Source organism: Terrabacter sp. RAF57, assembly GCF_052113925.1.
In the GTDB taxonomy this organism is placed as follows: domain Bacteria; phylum Actinomycetota; class Actinomycetes; order Actinomycetales; family Dermatophilaceae; genus Terrabacter.
Genome location: NZ_JBFRDT010000011.1, coordinates 106,003 through 119,933, shown reverse-complemented (window position 1 = coordinate 119,933; position 13,931 = coordinate 106,003). Strand labels below are relative to the sequence as shown.

The following is a 13,931-nucleotide window of genomic DNA, read 5'->3' as shown; positions in this document are numbered from 1 at the left end:
CCTGAGCGATCGCTCCATGGGTGGGCCTCCTGGCAACGCCCGACGGGTGTCGGCCGTTGGGACGACGGTACGACCCGGAGGCGACGGCGACGGGGATTGAGTGACGTCGTGTCGTCGTGTCGCCGCAGAGTTCACGTGGGCGTCACACACCGGTCGCCGCCGGCCCCGGTCGTGGACCGGGACCGACGGCGAGGTGGCGCACTCGGGTGCTCGCGCCGAGGTCGACGCGACGGGGCGTCAGGCCCAGGGAGAGCGGCCCATGACGCGGACGTACTCACGCTTCCAGCGCCAGCGCACGGCGGCGATGGCCATGCCGATGACGCCGAGGCCGCCGAAGATCGCGAGGATGAGGTAGGCGACGCCCATGGCGCCCTCGGCGCCCTGGTCGGCACCCTTCTTGACCATGGAGAAGAAGATGACGCCGACGACCGTGAAGGCGAGGAAGAAGAGGAACATCAGCGCGGGCTCACGGATCTTGAGCGTGAGCAGCCCGCGCTCCTGACTGACGTAGGAGAACGGCTCCTTCGGCGGGGTCTGCCCGGTCGGATCGGTCTGGCGGGGCGTCGGGGCGCTCATGCGTCGACCTTCTCGGTGTAGAGGGCGGACACGGCAGCCTGGAGGCCCTCGGCGTCGACGACCCCGCCCGTGCCGGTGCCCGGCCCGGCGACGTCGGTCAGCGCCTCGAAGTCGGTGCCGGAGCGGCGGATCGCGAGGTTGGTGCTGCCCTCGAGGGTCTGCACCTCGAGGAAGACGCCGGACTCGGCGCTCGCCGCGAACCGCTCGCGCACGAGCCCGGTCACGAGGGCACCGGTGTTGCCGTCGCGCTCGCCGAGGCGGATGAACCACGATGCGAGCTGGCGCGGCTGCATCAGGGCGATCACGGTGTCGGACTCGACGAGGATCGCGAAGTCGGCCTGGCTGACGTTCTCACCCACGAGCCCGATGCGCGTCCACCGCGTGGCCGCGCCCACGGCGTACTCGACGAGGGCGGCGTTCGAGCGCGACTGCGGCGTGCCGTCGTCGCTGACCGTGAGCCAGCCGCGAGACGCGAGGCTCGAGGCGCCGGCGAGCAGGGCGGCGTCGTCGGCCGCACGGGGGTCGAGCATGAGCAGGCGGCGTGAGCGCTCACCGGCCGGGGTCTCGTGGCGGGCCATCAGGTAGGCGAGCTCGGCGGCTCCCAACCCGAAGACGTCCTCGGGGAGCTCGAAGCCCTCGAGCGGGGTGCCCTTCATCGGGTCAGCCATGGTTCTCCTCGGTCGTGGTCTGTGTGTCGTTCGCGGGATGGTCGTGCGGTCGGCGCGTGGGCCCTGTCGTCACGTCAACGATGCCGGGTGCCCCGGGGTTTCGCCTCCCGGGGCCCTCGGGACCGGTCAGAACGGCCACGCCTTGTCGGCCAGGTCGCCGATCGCGTCGCCGGCGTCGGAGGCGAAGTCGCCGACGGCGTCGACGGCGTCACCGGTGAAGTCGGTGATCGTGTCCCAGTTGTCGTAGACGAGCTGGCCGACCGCCATGCCGCCGGCGGCGATGCCGCAGACGACGTCGACGGGGGGCGGCGTCATGAGCGCCGCGGCACCGAGGCCCGTCATGACGGAGTCGTAGCCGGCACGGCCGTAGTTGCCCTCGGAGATGTCGTTGGCCACGGTGAAGCCACCGAAGGCCACACCGATCGGGCCCAGCGCCTTGCCGACGGTGCCGAGCGTGCGGGCCAACGCCCCGCCCTCGGCGAGCGACGGCATGAAGCGCGAGAGGGTGCTCCAGTTCTTCGGGTTGAGCGCGTCGCCGAACTCGGCGAGCCGGCCGGTGCTCCACGCGTTCTTGAGGTTGGCGAACAGGCCCGTCGCGCGGTCCCAGCTGCCGAGGTTGGAGAGGAAGTTCTTGATCTTCATGCCCGTGCCGAGCAGACCGACGGCCGTACCGAGACCCTTGATCGGGGTCCACAGCGACTTGAGCAGGTCGTAGCCCGGGATGCCGCCGCTGCCCCCGCTGCCACCGGCTCCGCCGGGTCCCCCGCCGGAGCCGGAACCGCCCTGGCCGCTCGTGCTGTCCTGGGCGCCGGCGTTGCGGCGCAGCGCCTCGGCGAGCTTGCCGAGGTCGGTGCCGAACTGGGTCAGCTGCGCCTCGACCGGCGGCCAGCGGTCCATCAGGTGGTCGAGGTCGGCGCCGCCCCACTGGCCCTTGAGGGCATGGACCGCACGGCTCGCCTCTCCCTTGAGGGTGTCGCACTCACGGGCGTGCCCGGTGAAGCGGTCGGCCGACGCCCGCAGGGCCACCGGGTCGGCACCCTTCTTGTAGATCGCCATCTCTCGTACTCCCCTGATGTCGTCGCCGTGTTCGTCGTGCACGTGCCGGCCGGCTCGGAGCCGCTGTGCATGCCCCGGCGTCTCGGCCCACCCGCAACCTACGCAACCGCACCAACCCGGACAATGGGGAGGACTCCCCACGGCTGCGGCGTGTCGCAGCAGGTCGGTCGAGCGATCGGTCGAGCGGTCGGGCGAGCGGTCGGTCGAGCGGTCGGTCGAGCGGTCGGTCGAGCGGTCGGTCAGCCGCCGAAGCGACGGTGCCGGCCGGCATACGCCCTGAGCGCCCGGAGGAAGTCGACGTGGCGGAAGTCGGGCCAGTAGGCCTCGCAGAAGTAGAACTCCGACGTCGCGCTCTGCCACAACAGGAAGCCACCGAGCCGCTGCTCGCCCGACGTGCGGATGACGAGGTCGGGGTCGGGCTGGCCCTTGGTGTAGAGGTGCCCGGCGATGTCCTCGACCGTGAGCTCCGCGGCGATCTGCTCGATGGTCTCGCCGTCAGCGGCCCGCGCGAGCAGCAGGTCGCGCACGGCGTCGGCGATCTCGCGGCGGCCGCCGTAGCCGACGGCGACGTTGACGATCATCCCGTGGACGTCCTGGGTGCGCTCGGCCGACGCGCTGAGGCTCGCGGCCGTCTCGGGCGGCAGGAGCTCGAGGGCGCCGACGATCTTGAGGTGCCAGTGCCTCGACTCGGCGAGGTCGGCGACGGCCGTCTCGATGATCTTGAGGAGCGGAGCGAGCTCCTCCTCGGCGCGGCGCAGGTTGTCGGTCGAGAGCAGCCAGAGGGTGACGTACTCGACGCCGGCCTCGCGGCACCACTCGAGCAGCTCCTCGATCTTGTCGGCCCCGGCCTGGTGGCCGCTGGCCGTGCCGGCGCCGCGGGCCTTGGCCCACCGCCGGTTGCCGTCGAGCATGACGGCGACGTGCCGCGGGAGCGCCTCCTTGGGGAGGTCCTTGAGGACTCGGCGCTCGTACGCGCCGTAGACCACATCGCGCCACCCCACGGGGCCTCCTCGTCGACTCGCTCGTGTCATCGCCGGTCACGGTCTGGGCAGCCCCGAGCGGGCCGCGGTCCCACCGTACCGCTCGCCCGTCGGCGTACCGAGGCGGTCGGGTGGGAGTCGTCGCGAGGCTTTGGTGACGACCTCGTGAGGGTCTCGTGGAGGTGTCCGGGGGCCCGGGGCACTCAGGAATCCTTGAACCTACGTTGCCGTAACTTACGGTCGCGTAGGTTACAGTGGGGCGATGAGCAGCACCCCCGAGCCCACCGCTGGCCACAGCCCTGACCCCAGCACCGAGGACCCGTCGGGCACCCCCGTCGCCGACCTCGTTGCGATCGTCAAGCCCCGCCTGCGCGGCTGGCTGCACCTCGGCATGTTCCCCGTCGCCCTCATCGGCGGCCTGGTCCTCGTGCTCCTCTCCGAACCCGGGTCCGTGCGCACGGCCTCGATCGTCTTCACGATCAGCGCCGCCCTGCTCTTCGGGGTCTCGGCCGTCTACCACCGCGGCACGTGGGGCCCGAAGATGTCGGGCCTGCTCAAGCGGTTCGACCACTCGAACATCTACCTCATCATCGCGGGCACCTACACGCCGTTCGCCGTGACGCTCCTGCCGGCCGACCAGGCCCGGCTGCTGCTCCTCGTCATCTGGGGCGGCGCCATCGCCGGCGTCCTCTTCCGGGTCTTCTGGGTCGGCGCCCCGCGCTGGCTCTACACGGCGCTCTACCTCGCGCTCGGCTGGGCCGCCATCTTCTACGTCGTGCCGTTCTGGCGCGAGGGTGGCCCGCTCATCGGCTCGCTCATCGGCCTCGGCGGCCTCATGTACACCGCCGGCGGGATCGTCTACGGCACGAAGCGGCCCAACCCGTGGCCCCGGTGGTTCGGGTTCCACGAGGTCTTCCACGCCTTCACCCTCGGCGGCTTCCTCACCCACTTCGTGGCGGTGACGCTCGCCGTCATCGGCTATCAGGCAGCGACGTGACGTCGGCAGGTTTCGCGACCTGAGCCCAGAACGTCCGAACGCCCCGGCACCGTGCCGGGGCGTTCGTCGTGTCCGAGGGCGTATGCCGCCCGCAGCGTCTCAGGGGCGCGGGGTCTCGCCGTCCGAGCGAGGGTCGTCGCCCGGCTCGTCCGCGTCGGGGTCCGGCGTGCCGGCCGTCGCCGGCTCGTCCTTCGTGCCGACGACGTCGGCGTCCGCGGCGAACTGCTCGGCCCGGTCCCGGTCGCGGTAGGCCATCCGGCGCAGCCGGCTGTTCATGTTGCGCACGAGGAACCACAGCGCGATCGCGAGCACGAAGAACGCGATGAAGCCCCAGATGCCGGGTCCGATCGGGAGGTTGCCGCCGCCGCTCATCGCGCGTCCGCCTTCTCGCTGTCGCTGTCCGCGTCGTCGTCCTCGTCGGTGTGCGTGTCGGAGCTGTCGCCGTGGGCGCGTCCGGACTCCTGCTCGGCCTCGTCGGGCTCGGGCTCGTCGGCGACCCGGCCGTCGTGGACGAGCTCGAGGTCGGCGCGGGTCGCGAGCGCGTCGGCCTCTGCGGGGGTCCCGAGCCCGGCGAAGAGGTCGTCCTCCCCGTCGGCGATCTCGACGTAGGACAGGGCGGCCTCGAACTCCTCGACGCCCCAGACCCGTGTCTGGATCTCGAGCGGCACCTGGAACCAGAAGCCGTCGGGGTCGACCTGCGTCGCGTGCGCCATGAGCGCGCGGTCACGCGTCTCGAAGAACTCGCCGCAGGCGATCGTCGTCGTCGGGCGTCCGGAACGCCGCGGCTTCCAGTTGGCCAGCCACTCGGCATACGGGCTCTCGAGTCCCTCGGCGAGCATCGCGTCGTGGATCGCCTCGAGGCGGTCCTTGGACCAGCCGCCGTTGTAGTAGATCTTGAGCGGCTGCCACGGCTCGCCGGCGTGCGGGTAGCGGGACGGGTCGCCCGCCGCCTCGAAGGCCGCCATGGAGACCGTGTGGCACATGATGTGGTCGGGGTGGGGGTAGCCACCCTTCTCGTCGTACGTCGTCATGACGTGCGGTCGCCACGCGCGGATGACCCGGACGAGCGCCTCGGTGGTCACGTCGATGTCCTCGAGACCGAAGCAGCCGTCGGGCAGCGGCGGCAGCGGGTCGCCCTCCGGCAGACCGGAGTCGACGAAGCCGAGCCACGTGTGCTCGCAGCCGAGCACCTCCTGCGCGGCCTTCATCTCGTCGCGGCGCACCTGGGCGATGTCGCGCAGGATGTGCGGGTCGTCCTTGAGCTTCTCGTTGAGGATGTCGCCGCGCTCGCCGCCCGTGCACGACACGACCATGACGGAGGTGCCGGCGGCGACGTACCTGGCCGTCGTCGCGGCGCCCTTGCTCGACTCGTCGTCGGGGTGCGCGTGCACCGCCATCAAACGCATGCCCTCGGCCACGTGGCTCCCTGTTCGTCGTCAGTTTCGTGGGTGGGACGCGGGTGGCTGGTGGTGTCCGGTGCCCCTCGGCGTCCGGGTCCGTGCGGCTCGCGCCGTGCCATGGGAGACACTGGACCCGTCCGCCATCCTCTCACTCCCTCGCACCTGACGATGCGCGGGCTCGAACCGCCAGGACTCCGTATGCCGTCCCGCACGACCCTGCCCCGCCCCGCCCCCGGCCAGCTGAAGTGGTGGGTCGTCGGCACGGTCGGCATCCTCGCCGGTGTCGGCCTCGCGATCTGGTTCGGCCTGTCGTCGACGCTCGGCCAGCCCTCCTGGCAGACCCTCGGCTACAAGGTGGTCAGCGACCAGCAGGTGCGGGTCGACTTCCAGGTCTACCGACCGGGCGGCACGGCCCTCACGTGCACGGTGGAGGCGCTGTCGCGCGACTTTGCCCCCGTCGGGACGAGCACCGTGCAGGTGCCGGCGAGCGCCGACGAGACCACGGACGAGTCGGTGACGCTCCGCACGACGTCACGAGCCGTGACCGGACAGGTCAAGACCTGCTCGTGAACGGTGCCGCCGCCGGGGGTCGCCAGCGCGGAAATGCCGCGTGAACTGCACGTTTGCCGTTCATTTTGTTATCCTTGTTGCTTCATCCAGGGTCCGGACCCGTCGCCGACCGGCATCACGAGTCGACGACACCACGGTTCGGGCCCATATTTTTGTGCAGGCGCCCACGCGAGCACCGCGTGGGCGCTGTTCATCCGAGGAGTGACACACCGTGACCGAGACTGCCGCTGGCTTCCTGACCCAGGAGGCCCATGACCGCCTCAAGGCGGAGCTCGACCAGCTGACGGGCGAAGGTCGCATCGAGATCGCGCACAAGATCGAGGAGGCCCGCGAGGAGGGCGACCTCAAGGAGAACGGCGGCTACCACGCCGCCCGCGAGGAGCAGGGCAAGATGGAGGCCCGCATCCGCCAGCTCACCGAGCTGCTCCAGAACGCGACGATCGGCGAGACGCCCCCCGACGACGGCGTCGTCGAGCCGGGCATGCTCGTGACCGGACCGCGGGGGCCGGCCCCTCCCCGGCGGGGCCGGCCCGCTCGCACATCCCCACCCTCACCCGTCGAAAGGCCGAAGTTCGCGGGTCCCTGATCGTCGAAAGGCCAAAGATCGCGGTTGCCACCGCTAAGACCGTCGACGGCGAGGCCGAGCGAACTGAGCAGGCGCGAAGAACTGCGGCGCGGCGGCGATCACGTCCAGCACGTGAGCGTTGACCCCCAGGCAGCCGGCGATCTCGCGCAGCTTCGCGGCACGGGCTTCGTGCTCGAACACGTCGGCAGAGACGATCTCGACGACGGCCCAGTCGCCTCGCTCGACCCGGTCACGGCGGAGACCGTCATGGACCTTGTCCCGTGAGCGAGTGTGGAACTCGACGCCCATGTACTCCCCCACGACACGTTGCTGCTCCCAGACGAGGTCGCCGAACCCGAGCCACTCGCCGGTGTGACTGACCACCGGGCGGTTGTGACGAGGCTCCGGAAGTCCTGCCCGAGTGACCATCAGACGGCTACGGGTCTCCATGGGCGACCACGCTCCGAGCCGCACCCGTGGCAGGGCGAACGTCAGGGTCACCTTGCCACGGGGCCGCACCCGCGCCTCGACGGCCCGCTTGAGCGGGGCGACCTCCCCCAGGAGGTTTGCTGCCGCATCGCCCGCAACGATGAGGTCATCGAGGCCAACCGGGAGTCCGGCACCGACGTACTCCCCGAGGTCCGCCCACGTGTCCGCAGGTCCGACGACCGGAAGACCGTGAACCTCGACGACCTCTCTCGACTCCAGACCGCGGTGACCCATCACCTCGCCGCGCCGGATCCGATTGGCATCGGTGGGCGTGACGATGTGGATGTGCGGATCCTCGTCGAGCGCATACGGCAGGGGGATCCCGAGGAGACGAGCCGCCGTGGCGTGCGCGAACGCGAACTCCCGGGGCGCCGCGGCGGCGAACGCATACGTACGCTCGAGCAGCGTCGTCGGAATCTCTACGGTGCGGACGCCCGGTGTCGGGGTCCACAGGTCGTCGGCACGCAGTCGGGAGGGTGTCACTCCCCGTCGGAGGGCCTCGGACGTCCTGAAGGGACGAGTGAGCAGGTCGGGTGGCAGTGCTTGGGCTTCCATGCCCAGACGGTCCGGCGCCATGGCACGTCGCGCGACGCCCGTCGGGTCACCTGTGCGTAACGGCGCCTGCGGCCAAAGAGGTGTGGACAACGGTTGGTGCCCGCAAACGTTGGCCCCTCGACGGGTCAGCACCCGCAAACGTTGGCCCCTCGACGGGTCGGCACCCGCAAACGTTGGCCTTTCGACGGTTAGAGGATTTGGGTGGCTACGGCTCGGGCGAGGTGGCCCTCGTCGGGGTCGTCGGCGAGCAGGCCGGCCGCAAAGAGGAGGTATGCCGTGTCGACGGTCGCGCGGGCGGCGCGCGGCACCTTCCAGCCACCGGCGTGGTCGGCGAGGACCGCGCCGAGCACGTGGTCGCGCCCGGCGGCGTCTGTGTGGCGCAGCACTCCCCCGGACCCGACGAGCGCCGTGACGTTCGCGAGCGGCCGCGGCGACTCTGTCGGCTGGGCCGGGCGCGCGTGCCGGCGCACCGCGACGAGCGCCGCCAGCCGCGCGAGCTCGAGGTCGAGCGCGCGCTCGGCGTCGTCGACGGGGAGCGAGCCAGGGCGCTCGTGGACGCGGGCGGCATACGCGGTCAGGGCGTCGCGGTCGGCGACGGTGTCGAGCAGGTGCTCGGCCACGGCGGCCTCGACGACGTGCTCGGCGTTCCACCGCATGCCGAGGTCGCCCTCGACGGTGCGGGCGTGCCACAGCGGGGCCACGACGTCCTTGCGCAGGCTGGCGTCCTCGCCCTCGGGGGTCAGGCAGGAGTAGACGTCGGTCGTCGCACCGCCGACGTCGACGACGAGGACGTCGCCGCCGTCGGTCACCGAGGCCAGCACCTCGACGCCGCGCAGGACGACGTCGGGGGTCGCGGCCTCGACCATCGCGGCGAAGGCCGGGTCACGCGACAGCCCCTTGCCGCCGATGACGTGGCGCAGGAAGGCGTCGCGGATCGCGGCCCGTGCCGACCCGGGCGCGATGACCCCGATCTGCGGGAGGACGTTCTCGGCGAGGACCGTCGGCCGGCCCGTCGTCGCGAGGACGGCCGCCGCCTCGTCGCGCGCGTCGACGTTGCCGGCGACGACGACCGGCACGGCGTGCGCCCCGTGCCCGCCGATGGCGCCCTTGGCGAGCCGGGAGGCGTTGTGCAGCAGGACGTTGCTGTTGCCGCCGTCGGTGCCGCCGACGAGCAGGATCATGTCGGGCCGGGCCGCGCGGATGCCCGCGACGTCGGCGGTCGTCAGCTCCCCGGCCGCGACGTGGACGACCTTGGCCCCGGCGGACAGGCCGACCCGGTGCCCGGCCTGGGCGGTGACGGTGCGCTCGTAGCCGACGACGGCGAGCCGCAGCCCACCACCCGCGCTCGAGCAGGCCCGCACCGTCGCGTCGTCAGGGACGTCCAGCTCGTCGCGCAGCGTCCGGTAGCCGTCGAGGATGTCGCCCCGCCCCTCGGTACCGGTCGTCGGGGTCGACGCCGTGCCGAGCACGGCGCCGTCGTCGGCGAGGAGGGCACCCTTGGTGAACGTCGACCCGAAGTCGACGGTGAGGATCGTCATGCGCGGTGGTGGTCTCGTGGCCCGGAGCGGTCAGCCGTGGATGTCGAGCGCCTCGCGCAGGTCGGCGATGAGGTCGTCGACGTCCTCGATGCCGACCGAGAGGCGGATGAGGTCGGACGGCACCTCGAGCTCGGTGCCGGCGACGCTCGCGTGCGTCATGCGACCCGGGTGCTCGATGAGCGACTCGACACCGCCGAGCGACTCGCCCAGCGTCCAGAGGCTCACGGCCGCGCACGCCTTGACGGCGGCGTCCTCACCGCGACGCATCCGGAAGCTGACCATGCCGCCGAAGCGCTTCATCTGGCGCGCGGCGACATCGTGGTTGGCGTGGCCGGGCAGCCCCGGGTAGAGCACCTGGGAGACGCCGTCGTGGCCCTCGAGGAACTCGACGACCTTCTCGGCGTTGTCGCAGTGACGCTCCATGCGAATGGCGAGGGTCTTGAGCCCGCGCAAGGTCAGCCACGAGTCGAACGGCCCGGCGACGCCGCCGATGCTGTTCTGGTGGAAGGCGATCCGCTCCTCGGCGTCCTCGTAGCCGGGCACCGTGATGTTCCTGGTTGTCACGACGGCGCCGCCGACGACGTCGCTGTGGCCGCCGGAGTACTTCGTCGTCGAGTGCGTCACGACGTCGGCGCCGAGCGCGAGCGGGCTCTGGAGGTAGGCCGTCGCGAACGTGTTGTCGACGACGAGCACGGCGCCGACCTCGTGGGCGATCGCGGCGATGGCCTCGATGTCGGCGATGCCGAGCAGCGGGTTGGTCGGGGTCTCGACCCAGACCATCTTCGTCTGCCCGGGACGGATCGCGGCACGGACCCCCTCCAGGTCGCCCATGTCGGCGATGGAGTGCTCGATGCCCTGGGGCTTCGCGACCTTGTTGAAGTAGCGGTACGTGCCGCCGTAGGCGTCGTTCGGGACGACGACGTGGTCGCCGGGGACGAGCAGCGCGCGGGCGACCGTGTCCTGGCCGGCGAGGCCGGACGCGAAGGCGAAGCCGCGGCTGCCGCCCTCGAGCGCGGCGATGCACTCCTCGAGCGCGGTCCGGGTCGGGTTGGCCGACCGGCTGTACTCGTAGCCGTTGCGGAAGCCGCCGATGCCGTCCTGCTTGTAGGTCGAGACCTGGTAGATCGGGGGCACCACCGCTCCAGTGAGCTCGTCGGCCTCCTGGCCGGCGTGGATGGCGCGTGTGGAGAAGCCGTGCTCGTCAGACATGAGGACGAGCCTATGCCCTGAGCCGCGGCCCCCCGAAGCCCGTCGGGCTCCGCCGCCACCCGCGACGGCGGCGCTGCGGCGGAGGTCACACCGACGTCTGCGATGCTGCCCCGGTGGGGCCCGACTTCGACTACAGCAACCGCAGCCACCGACCGCGTGGTCCGGTGCTGTCGGCGCTCTCGACGGCCTTCCCCGGCATCCGCTCGGTCCAGGAGCAGGTGCTGCCGTATGCCGGGTGGTGGGAGTCCCACAACCGCGTGGCCGCCGCGGGTGGCGGGCCACTGTGGATCGCCCTCGGCGACTCGATGACGCAGGGCATAGGCGCGAGCGCCCCGGACCGCGGGTGGGTCGGGCAGCTGAGCGAGCGGCTCATCGTGCGCGGCTGGGACCACCGCATCGTCAACCTCGGAGTCAACGGCGCGCGGGTCGAGGACGTGCTCGACCGGCAGCTACCGGCTCTCGAGTCCCTCGCCACGGACGGCCAGACGCCCACGCTGGTCACGGTCGTCATCGGTTCGAACGACGTCGTCATGCGCCGCCACCGTCGTGGGCTCGTCGAGCGCTTCGCGGCGATGCTCGACCGGTTGCCCGAGGGTGCGCTCGTCTCGAACCTGCCCAACCCGCACCGCGAGGCCCGCGCCGTCGACGCCATGCTGCGCGCACGCGCCGACGCCGGTCACCTCGTCCTCGTCGACATGCGCCGTGACGGGCCCCGGTCGTGGCGGGGCCGACTCGCGTCGGACAAGTTCCACCCCAACGACCGCGGCTACGCCGAGATGGCGACCGTCGTGGAGCGCGCCGTCGACCGAGCGGGCCTCATCGCCTGATCCGGCCGGACGGCATACGTCCTCGGGTTGCGCTGCGCCGCAGCGCCGCTCAGTCGAGCGGGTCGAGGATGCGGTGCAGGAACTGGCGGGCTCGCTCGGTGCGCGGTCGGGTCAGCACCTCGTCCGGCGTGCCGCGCTCGACGACGACACCACCGTCCATGAAGAGCACCTGGTCCGCGACCTGCTGGGCGAAGCGGATCTCGTGCGTGACCACGACCATGGTCCAGCCCTGTGCCGCAAGGTTCTTCATGACCACGAGCACCTCGCCGACGAGCTCGGGGTCGAGGGCCGACGTCGGCTCGTCGAAGAGCATCAGCTTGGGCTTGATCGCGAGCGCGCGGGCGATGCCGACGCGCTGCTGCTGCCCGCCGGAGAGCTGGTAGGGGTAGGCGTCGGCCTTCTCCTCGAGCCCGACGAGCCGCAGCAGCTCGCGCGCCTCCTCAGCCACCTCGGCGCGGTCGCGACGCTGCGCGAGGACCGGCCCCGCCGTGACGTTCTCGAGCACCGTCAGGTGCGGGAAGAGATGGTGCGACTGGAAGACCATGCCGCTCTGGGCGCGGAGGGTCGCCACCTGCTGCCTGGTCACCGGACGCTGCGCGAAGTCGACCTCGACCTCACCGATGCGGACGACGCCAGCGTCGGCGACGTCGAGCGCGTTGAGCGAGCGCAGCACCGTCGTCTTGCCCGAACCGGAAGGGCCGATGAGGACGGTGACGCTGCCCGGGGCGACCTCGAAGTCGATCGACCGGAGCACCTCGTGGTCGCCGAACGACTTCGCGAGGCCGGACACCGAGAGGAGCGGGGCGGGCCGCGGCGCAGCGGATTCCGCCGGCATCAAGGGGGTGGTGGGCTCGGTCATGTCGAGACGTACCTGTTCTGTCGTTCCTCGAGACGGGCTTGGACGAAGGAGAGGACGAGGCACACGACCCAGTAGTAGACGGCGGCGACGCCGTAGAGCGCGAAGAACTCGTAGGTCGGTGCCGCGGCCTCCTGCGCCACGCGGAGCAGCTCGGTGACCTGGATGGTCGAGGCGAGCGAGGTGTCCTTGACGAGGGAGATGAGCGTGTTGGACAGCGGTGGGATGGCCGTGCGCACGGCTTGCGGCAGGACCACCCGGCGCAGGGTCGTGACGTAGCCCATCCCGACCGTCGAGGCCGCCTCCCACTGGCCCTTGGGGACAGAGAGGATGGCCGAACGGATCACCTCGGCCGCATAGCCACCGACGTTGAGAGTGAAGGCGACGACCGCGGCCGGGAAGGGGTCGAAGCGCACCCCGAGGGCGGGCAGGCCGTAGTAGATGATGAAGAGCTGGAGCAGCAGCGGCGTGCCACGGACCAGCGAGACGTAGATCCGCGCCAGGGACGAGACCACCCGCACCGACGACAGCCGCATCAGGGCGACGCCGAGCGCGAGGACCAGCCCGAGGACGAAGCTGATGAGAGTCAGCGGGATCGTCGTGGTCACCGTGGCCCGCAGGAGCGGGCCCAGCGAGTCGAGGATCAGCTGGGTCGTCTGTTCGTTCACGACCCGATCACGAACCGGAGGCGCCGGCCGGCTGCTTCGAGACGTCGGCCGAGAAGTACTTCTGCGAGATCTTCGTCAGGGTGCCGTCGGCCTCGAGGTCGGCGAGCGCCTGGTCGATGGCGGCGACGAGGTCGGAGTCCTTGCGCGTCGCGACGACCTGCTCGGAGACGTCACCGGTCTTGGCCGCGATCTTCACCGTCGTGTCGCCCGTCGACTTCAGGTAGTCGAGGACCGCGAGGCTGTCGTTGACGGTCGCGTCGACACGCGACTGCTTGAGCAGCGTGATGGCCTGGGTGAATCCCTCGACCGACTCGACCTGGGCGCCGGCATCCTTGGCGACCTTGGCCCAGTTGCTCGTCAGGCTCTGCGCCGACTTCTTGCCCTCGAGGCTCGTGAGCGAGGAGATCGTCGCGTCGTCGGCGCGGGTGGCGATGACGCCCTCGGACCACGTGTAGGTGCTGCTCAGGCCGTAGAGGCCGGCGCGCTCCGGGTTCTTCGTGACCTGGTTGACGACGACGTCGTAGCGGTCGGCGGCCAGACCGGCGAAGATCGCGTCCCACGGCGTCTCGACGTACTCGACCTTGACGCCGAGCGTGTCGGCGACGGCCTTCGCGACCTCGACGTCGTAGCCGGTCAGGGCGTTCGTCTTCGGGTCGTGGAACGAGAACGGCGAGTAGGTGCCCTCCGTGGCGACGCGCAGGACGCCCGCCTGCTTGACGGACTCGAGGTCGGAGCCGCCACCGGAGCCGGTGCTGCAAGCGGTGAGGACGACGGCGACGAGCGTGGCGAGCAGGGCGGTGAGGGTGAACCTCGAACGCATGGTGGGTACTTCCTGGTGGATCGGTGGGATGGGGTCGGGACGGCCGCCAACCTATAAGCCCATCTTGGGATGGGCATAATCAGGTGTCGGCATGGCCCACCGCGTGCCAACCGAGCGCGAGCCGTTCGCATTCCCGCCCGGCGTGTCACCACCGCCG

Annotated in this window: 15 protein-coding genes and 1 pseudogene; 4 read left to right on the top strand and 12 right to left on the bottom strand. The window is 71.3% G+C overall.

Translation table 11 applies throughout. The features are described 5' to 3' along the window. Nucleotides 1-237: 237 nt before the first annotated feature. The 4 genes from AB4Y83_RS13845 to AB4Y83_RS13830 form a co-directional block, all read right to left on the bottom strand. A complete protein-coding gene (locus tag AB4Y83_RS13845) occupies nucleotides 238-576 on the bottom strand; it encodes a hypothetical protein (protein ID WP_442297231.1) in 339 nt (112 codons plus the stop codon). Further along, complete coding sequence (locus AB4Y83_RS13840; RefSeq protein WP_442297230.1) at nucleotides 573-1,244, bottom strand: hypothetical protein; 672 nt, start codon at nucleotides 1,242-1,244, stop codon at nucleotides 573-575. Before AB4Y83_RS13840 ends, AB4Y83_RS13845 begins: the two co-directional genes overlap by 4 nt. A gap of 126 nt (nucleotides 1,245-1,370) precedes the next feature. After that, nucleotides 1,371-2,300 carry a hypothetical protein gene (locus AB4Y83_RS13835; protein ID WP_442297229.1) on the bottom strand — a complete coding sequence of 310 codons (930 nt, stop codon included), beginning with the start codon at nucleotides 2,298-2,300 and terminating at the stop codon, nucleotides 1,371-1,373. A 239-nt stretch (nucleotides 2,301-2,539) separates the two neighbouring features. After that, complete coding sequence (locus tag AB4Y83_RS13830) at nucleotides 2,540-3,331, bottom strand: isoprenyl transferase (RefSeq protein WP_442297228.1); 792 nt, start codon at nucleotides 3,329-3,331, stop codon at nucleotides 2,540-2,542. 211 nt (nucleotides 3,332-3,542) lie between these two features. Here AB4Y83_RS13830 and trhA point away from each other — a divergent pair, with 211 nt between their 5' ends. Further along, nucleotides 3,543-4,277, top strand: a complete 735-nt coding sequence (gene trhA, locus AB4Y83_RS13825; RefSeq protein ID WP_442273855.1) for a PAQR family membrane homeostasis protein TrhA — start codon at nucleotides 3,543-3,545, stop codon at nucleotides 4,275-4,277. Nucleotides 4,278-4,376: 99 nt separating this feature from the next. On the opposite strand, the gene AB4Y83_RS13820 is transcribed toward trhA, so the two are convergent. Further along, on the bottom strand, nucleotides 4,377-4,649 hold the full coding sequence (locus AB4Y83_RS13820; RefSeq protein ID WP_442297227.1) for a hypothetical protein: 273 nt from the start codon (nucleotides 4,647-4,649) through the stop codon (nucleotides 4,377-4,379). Next, nucleotides 4,646-5,695: a mycothiol conjugate amidase Mca gene (mca, locus tag AB4Y83_RS13815; protein ID WP_442297226.1), complete on the bottom strand. Its 1,050-nt coding sequence runs from the start codon at nucleotides 5,693-5,695 to the stop codon at nucleotides 4,646-4,648. The genes AB4Y83_RS13820 and mca overlap by 4 nt, the downstream gene beginning before the upstream one ends. A gap of 180 nt (nucleotides 5,696-5,875) precedes the next feature. On the opposite strand from mca, the gene AB4Y83_RS13810 reads away from it, so the two are divergent. Further along, nucleotides 5,876-6,247, top strand: a complete 372-nt coding sequence (locus AB4Y83_RS13810; RefSeq protein ID WP_442297225.1) for a DUF4307 domain-containing protein — start codon at nucleotides 5,876-5,878, stop codon at nucleotides 6,245-6,247. A 211-nt stretch (nucleotides 6,248-6,458) separates the two neighbouring features. Next, nucleotides 6,459-6,740: pseudogene (locus AB4Y83_RS13805) on the top strand (transcription elongation factor GreA); the annotation flags it as partial. 126 nt (nucleotides 6,741-6,866) lie between these two features. Here the strand turns inward: AB4Y83_RS13805 and AB4Y83_RS13800 are convergent. The 3 genes from AB4Y83_RS13800 to AB4Y83_RS13790 form a co-directional block, all read right to left on the bottom strand. Next, nucleotides 6,867-7,856, bottom strand: a complete 990-nt coding sequence (locus AB4Y83_RS13800) for a hypothetical protein (RefSeq protein ID WP_442297224.1) — start codon at nucleotides 7,854-7,856, stop codon at nucleotides 6,867-6,869. 188 nt (nucleotides 7,857-8,044) lie between these two features. Beyond that, nucleotides 8,045-9,394 (bottom strand): glutamate mutase L, encoded by a 1,350-nt coding sequence (locus AB4Y83_RS13795; protein WP_442297223.1) that lies wholly within the window; start codon nucleotides 9,392-9,394, stop codon nucleotides 8,045-8,047. A 30-nt stretch (nucleotides 9,395-9,424) separates the two neighbouring features. Beyond that, nucleotides 9,425-10,603: a cystathionine gamma-synthase gene (locus AB4Y83_RS13790; RefSeq protein WP_442297222.1), complete on the bottom strand. Its 1,179-nt coding sequence runs from the start codon at nucleotides 10,601-10,603 to the stop codon at nucleotides 9,425-9,427. A 113-nt stretch (nucleotides 10,604-10,716) separates the two neighbouring features. On the opposite strand from AB4Y83_RS13790, the gene AB4Y83_RS13785 reads away from it, so the two are divergent. Beyond that, nucleotides 10,717-11,430: an SGNH/GDSL hydrolase family protein gene (locus AB4Y83_RS13785; protein WP_442297221.1), complete on the top strand. Its 714-nt coding sequence runs from the start codon at nucleotides 10,717-10,719 to the stop codon at nucleotides 11,428-11,430. Nucleotides 11,431-11,479: 49 nt separating this feature from the next. Here AB4Y83_RS13785 and AB4Y83_RS13780 read toward each other — a convergent pair whose 3' ends face one another. From AB4Y83_RS13780 to AB4Y83_RS13770, 3 genes are read right to left on the bottom strand one after another with little or no spacing between them, the layout of a single operon-like run. Then, a complete protein-coding gene (locus tag AB4Y83_RS13780; protein WP_442297220.1) occupies nucleotides 11,480-12,289 on the bottom strand; it encodes an amino acid ABC transporter ATP-binding protein in 810 nt (269 codons plus the stop codon). Continuing rightward, nucleotides 12,286-12,954: an amino acid ABC transporter permease gene (locus tag AB4Y83_RS13775; RefSeq protein WP_056778147.1), complete on the bottom strand. Its 669-nt coding sequence runs from the start codon at nucleotides 12,952-12,954 to the stop codon at nucleotides 12,286-12,288. Before AB4Y83_RS13775 ends, AB4Y83_RS13780 begins: the two co-directional genes overlap by 4 nt. Before the next feature lie 7 nt (nucleotides 12,955-12,961). Next, nucleotides 12,962-13,774 carry a transporter substrate-binding domain-containing protein gene (locus AB4Y83_RS13770; protein ID WP_442297219.1) on the bottom strand — a complete coding sequence of 271 codons (813 nt, stop codon included), beginning with the start codon at nucleotides 13,772-13,774 and terminating at the stop codon, nucleotides 12,962-12,964. Nucleotides 13,775-13,931: the final 157 nt, after the last annotated feature.

Bases quoted from the DNA above. Each gene is read 5' to 3' on its own strand.
- AB4Y83_RS13845 (WP_442297231.1), bottom strand. From the start codon at position 576: ATGAGCGCCCCGACGCCCCGCCAGACCGATCCGACCGGGCAGACCCCG.
- AB4Y83_RS13840 (WP_442297230.1), bottom strand. From the start codon at position 1,244: ATGGCTGACCCGATGAAGGGCACCCCGCTCGAGGGCTTCGAGCTCCCC.
- AB4Y83_RS13835 (WP_442297229.1), bottom strand. From the start codon at position 2,300: ATGGCGATCTACAAGAAGGGTGCCGACCCGGTGGCCCTGCGGGCGTCG.
- AB4Y83_RS13830 (WP_442297228.1), bottom strand. From the start codon at position 3,331: ATGACACGAGCGAGTCGACGAGGAGGCCCCGTGGGGTGGCGCGATGTG.
- trhA (WP_442273855.1), top strand. From the start codon at position 3,543: ATGAGCAGCACCCCCGAGCCCACCGCTGGCCACAGCCCTGACCCCAGC.
- AB4Y83_RS13820 (WP_442297227.1), bottom strand. From the start codon at position 4,649: ATGAGCGGCGGCGGCAACCTCCCGATCGGACCCGGCATCTGGGGCTTC.
- AB4Y83_RS13810 (WP_442297225.1), top strand. From the start codon at position 5,876: ATGCCGTCCCGCACGACCCTGCCCCGCCCCGCCCCCGGCCAGCTGAAG.
- AB4Y83_RS13800 (WP_442297224.1), bottom strand. From the start codon at position 7,856: ATGGAAGCCCAAGCACTGCCACCCGACCTGCTCACTCGTCCCTTCAGG.
- AB4Y83_RS13795 (WP_442297223.1), bottom strand. From the start codon at position 9,394: ATGACGATCCTCACCGTCGACTTCGGGTCGACGTTCACCAAGGGTGCC.
- AB4Y83_RS13790 (WP_442297222.1), bottom strand. From the start codon at position 10,603: ATGTCTGACGAGCACGGCTTCTCCACACGCGCCATCCACGCCGGCCAG.
- AB4Y83_RS13780 (WP_442297220.1), bottom strand. From the start codon at position 12,289: ATGACCGAGCCCACCACCCCCTTGATGCCGGCGGAATCCGCTGCGCCG.
- AB4Y83_RS13770 (WP_442297219.1), bottom strand. From the start codon at position 13,774: ATGCGTTCGAGGTTCACCCTCACCGCCCTGCTCGCCACGCTCGTCGCC.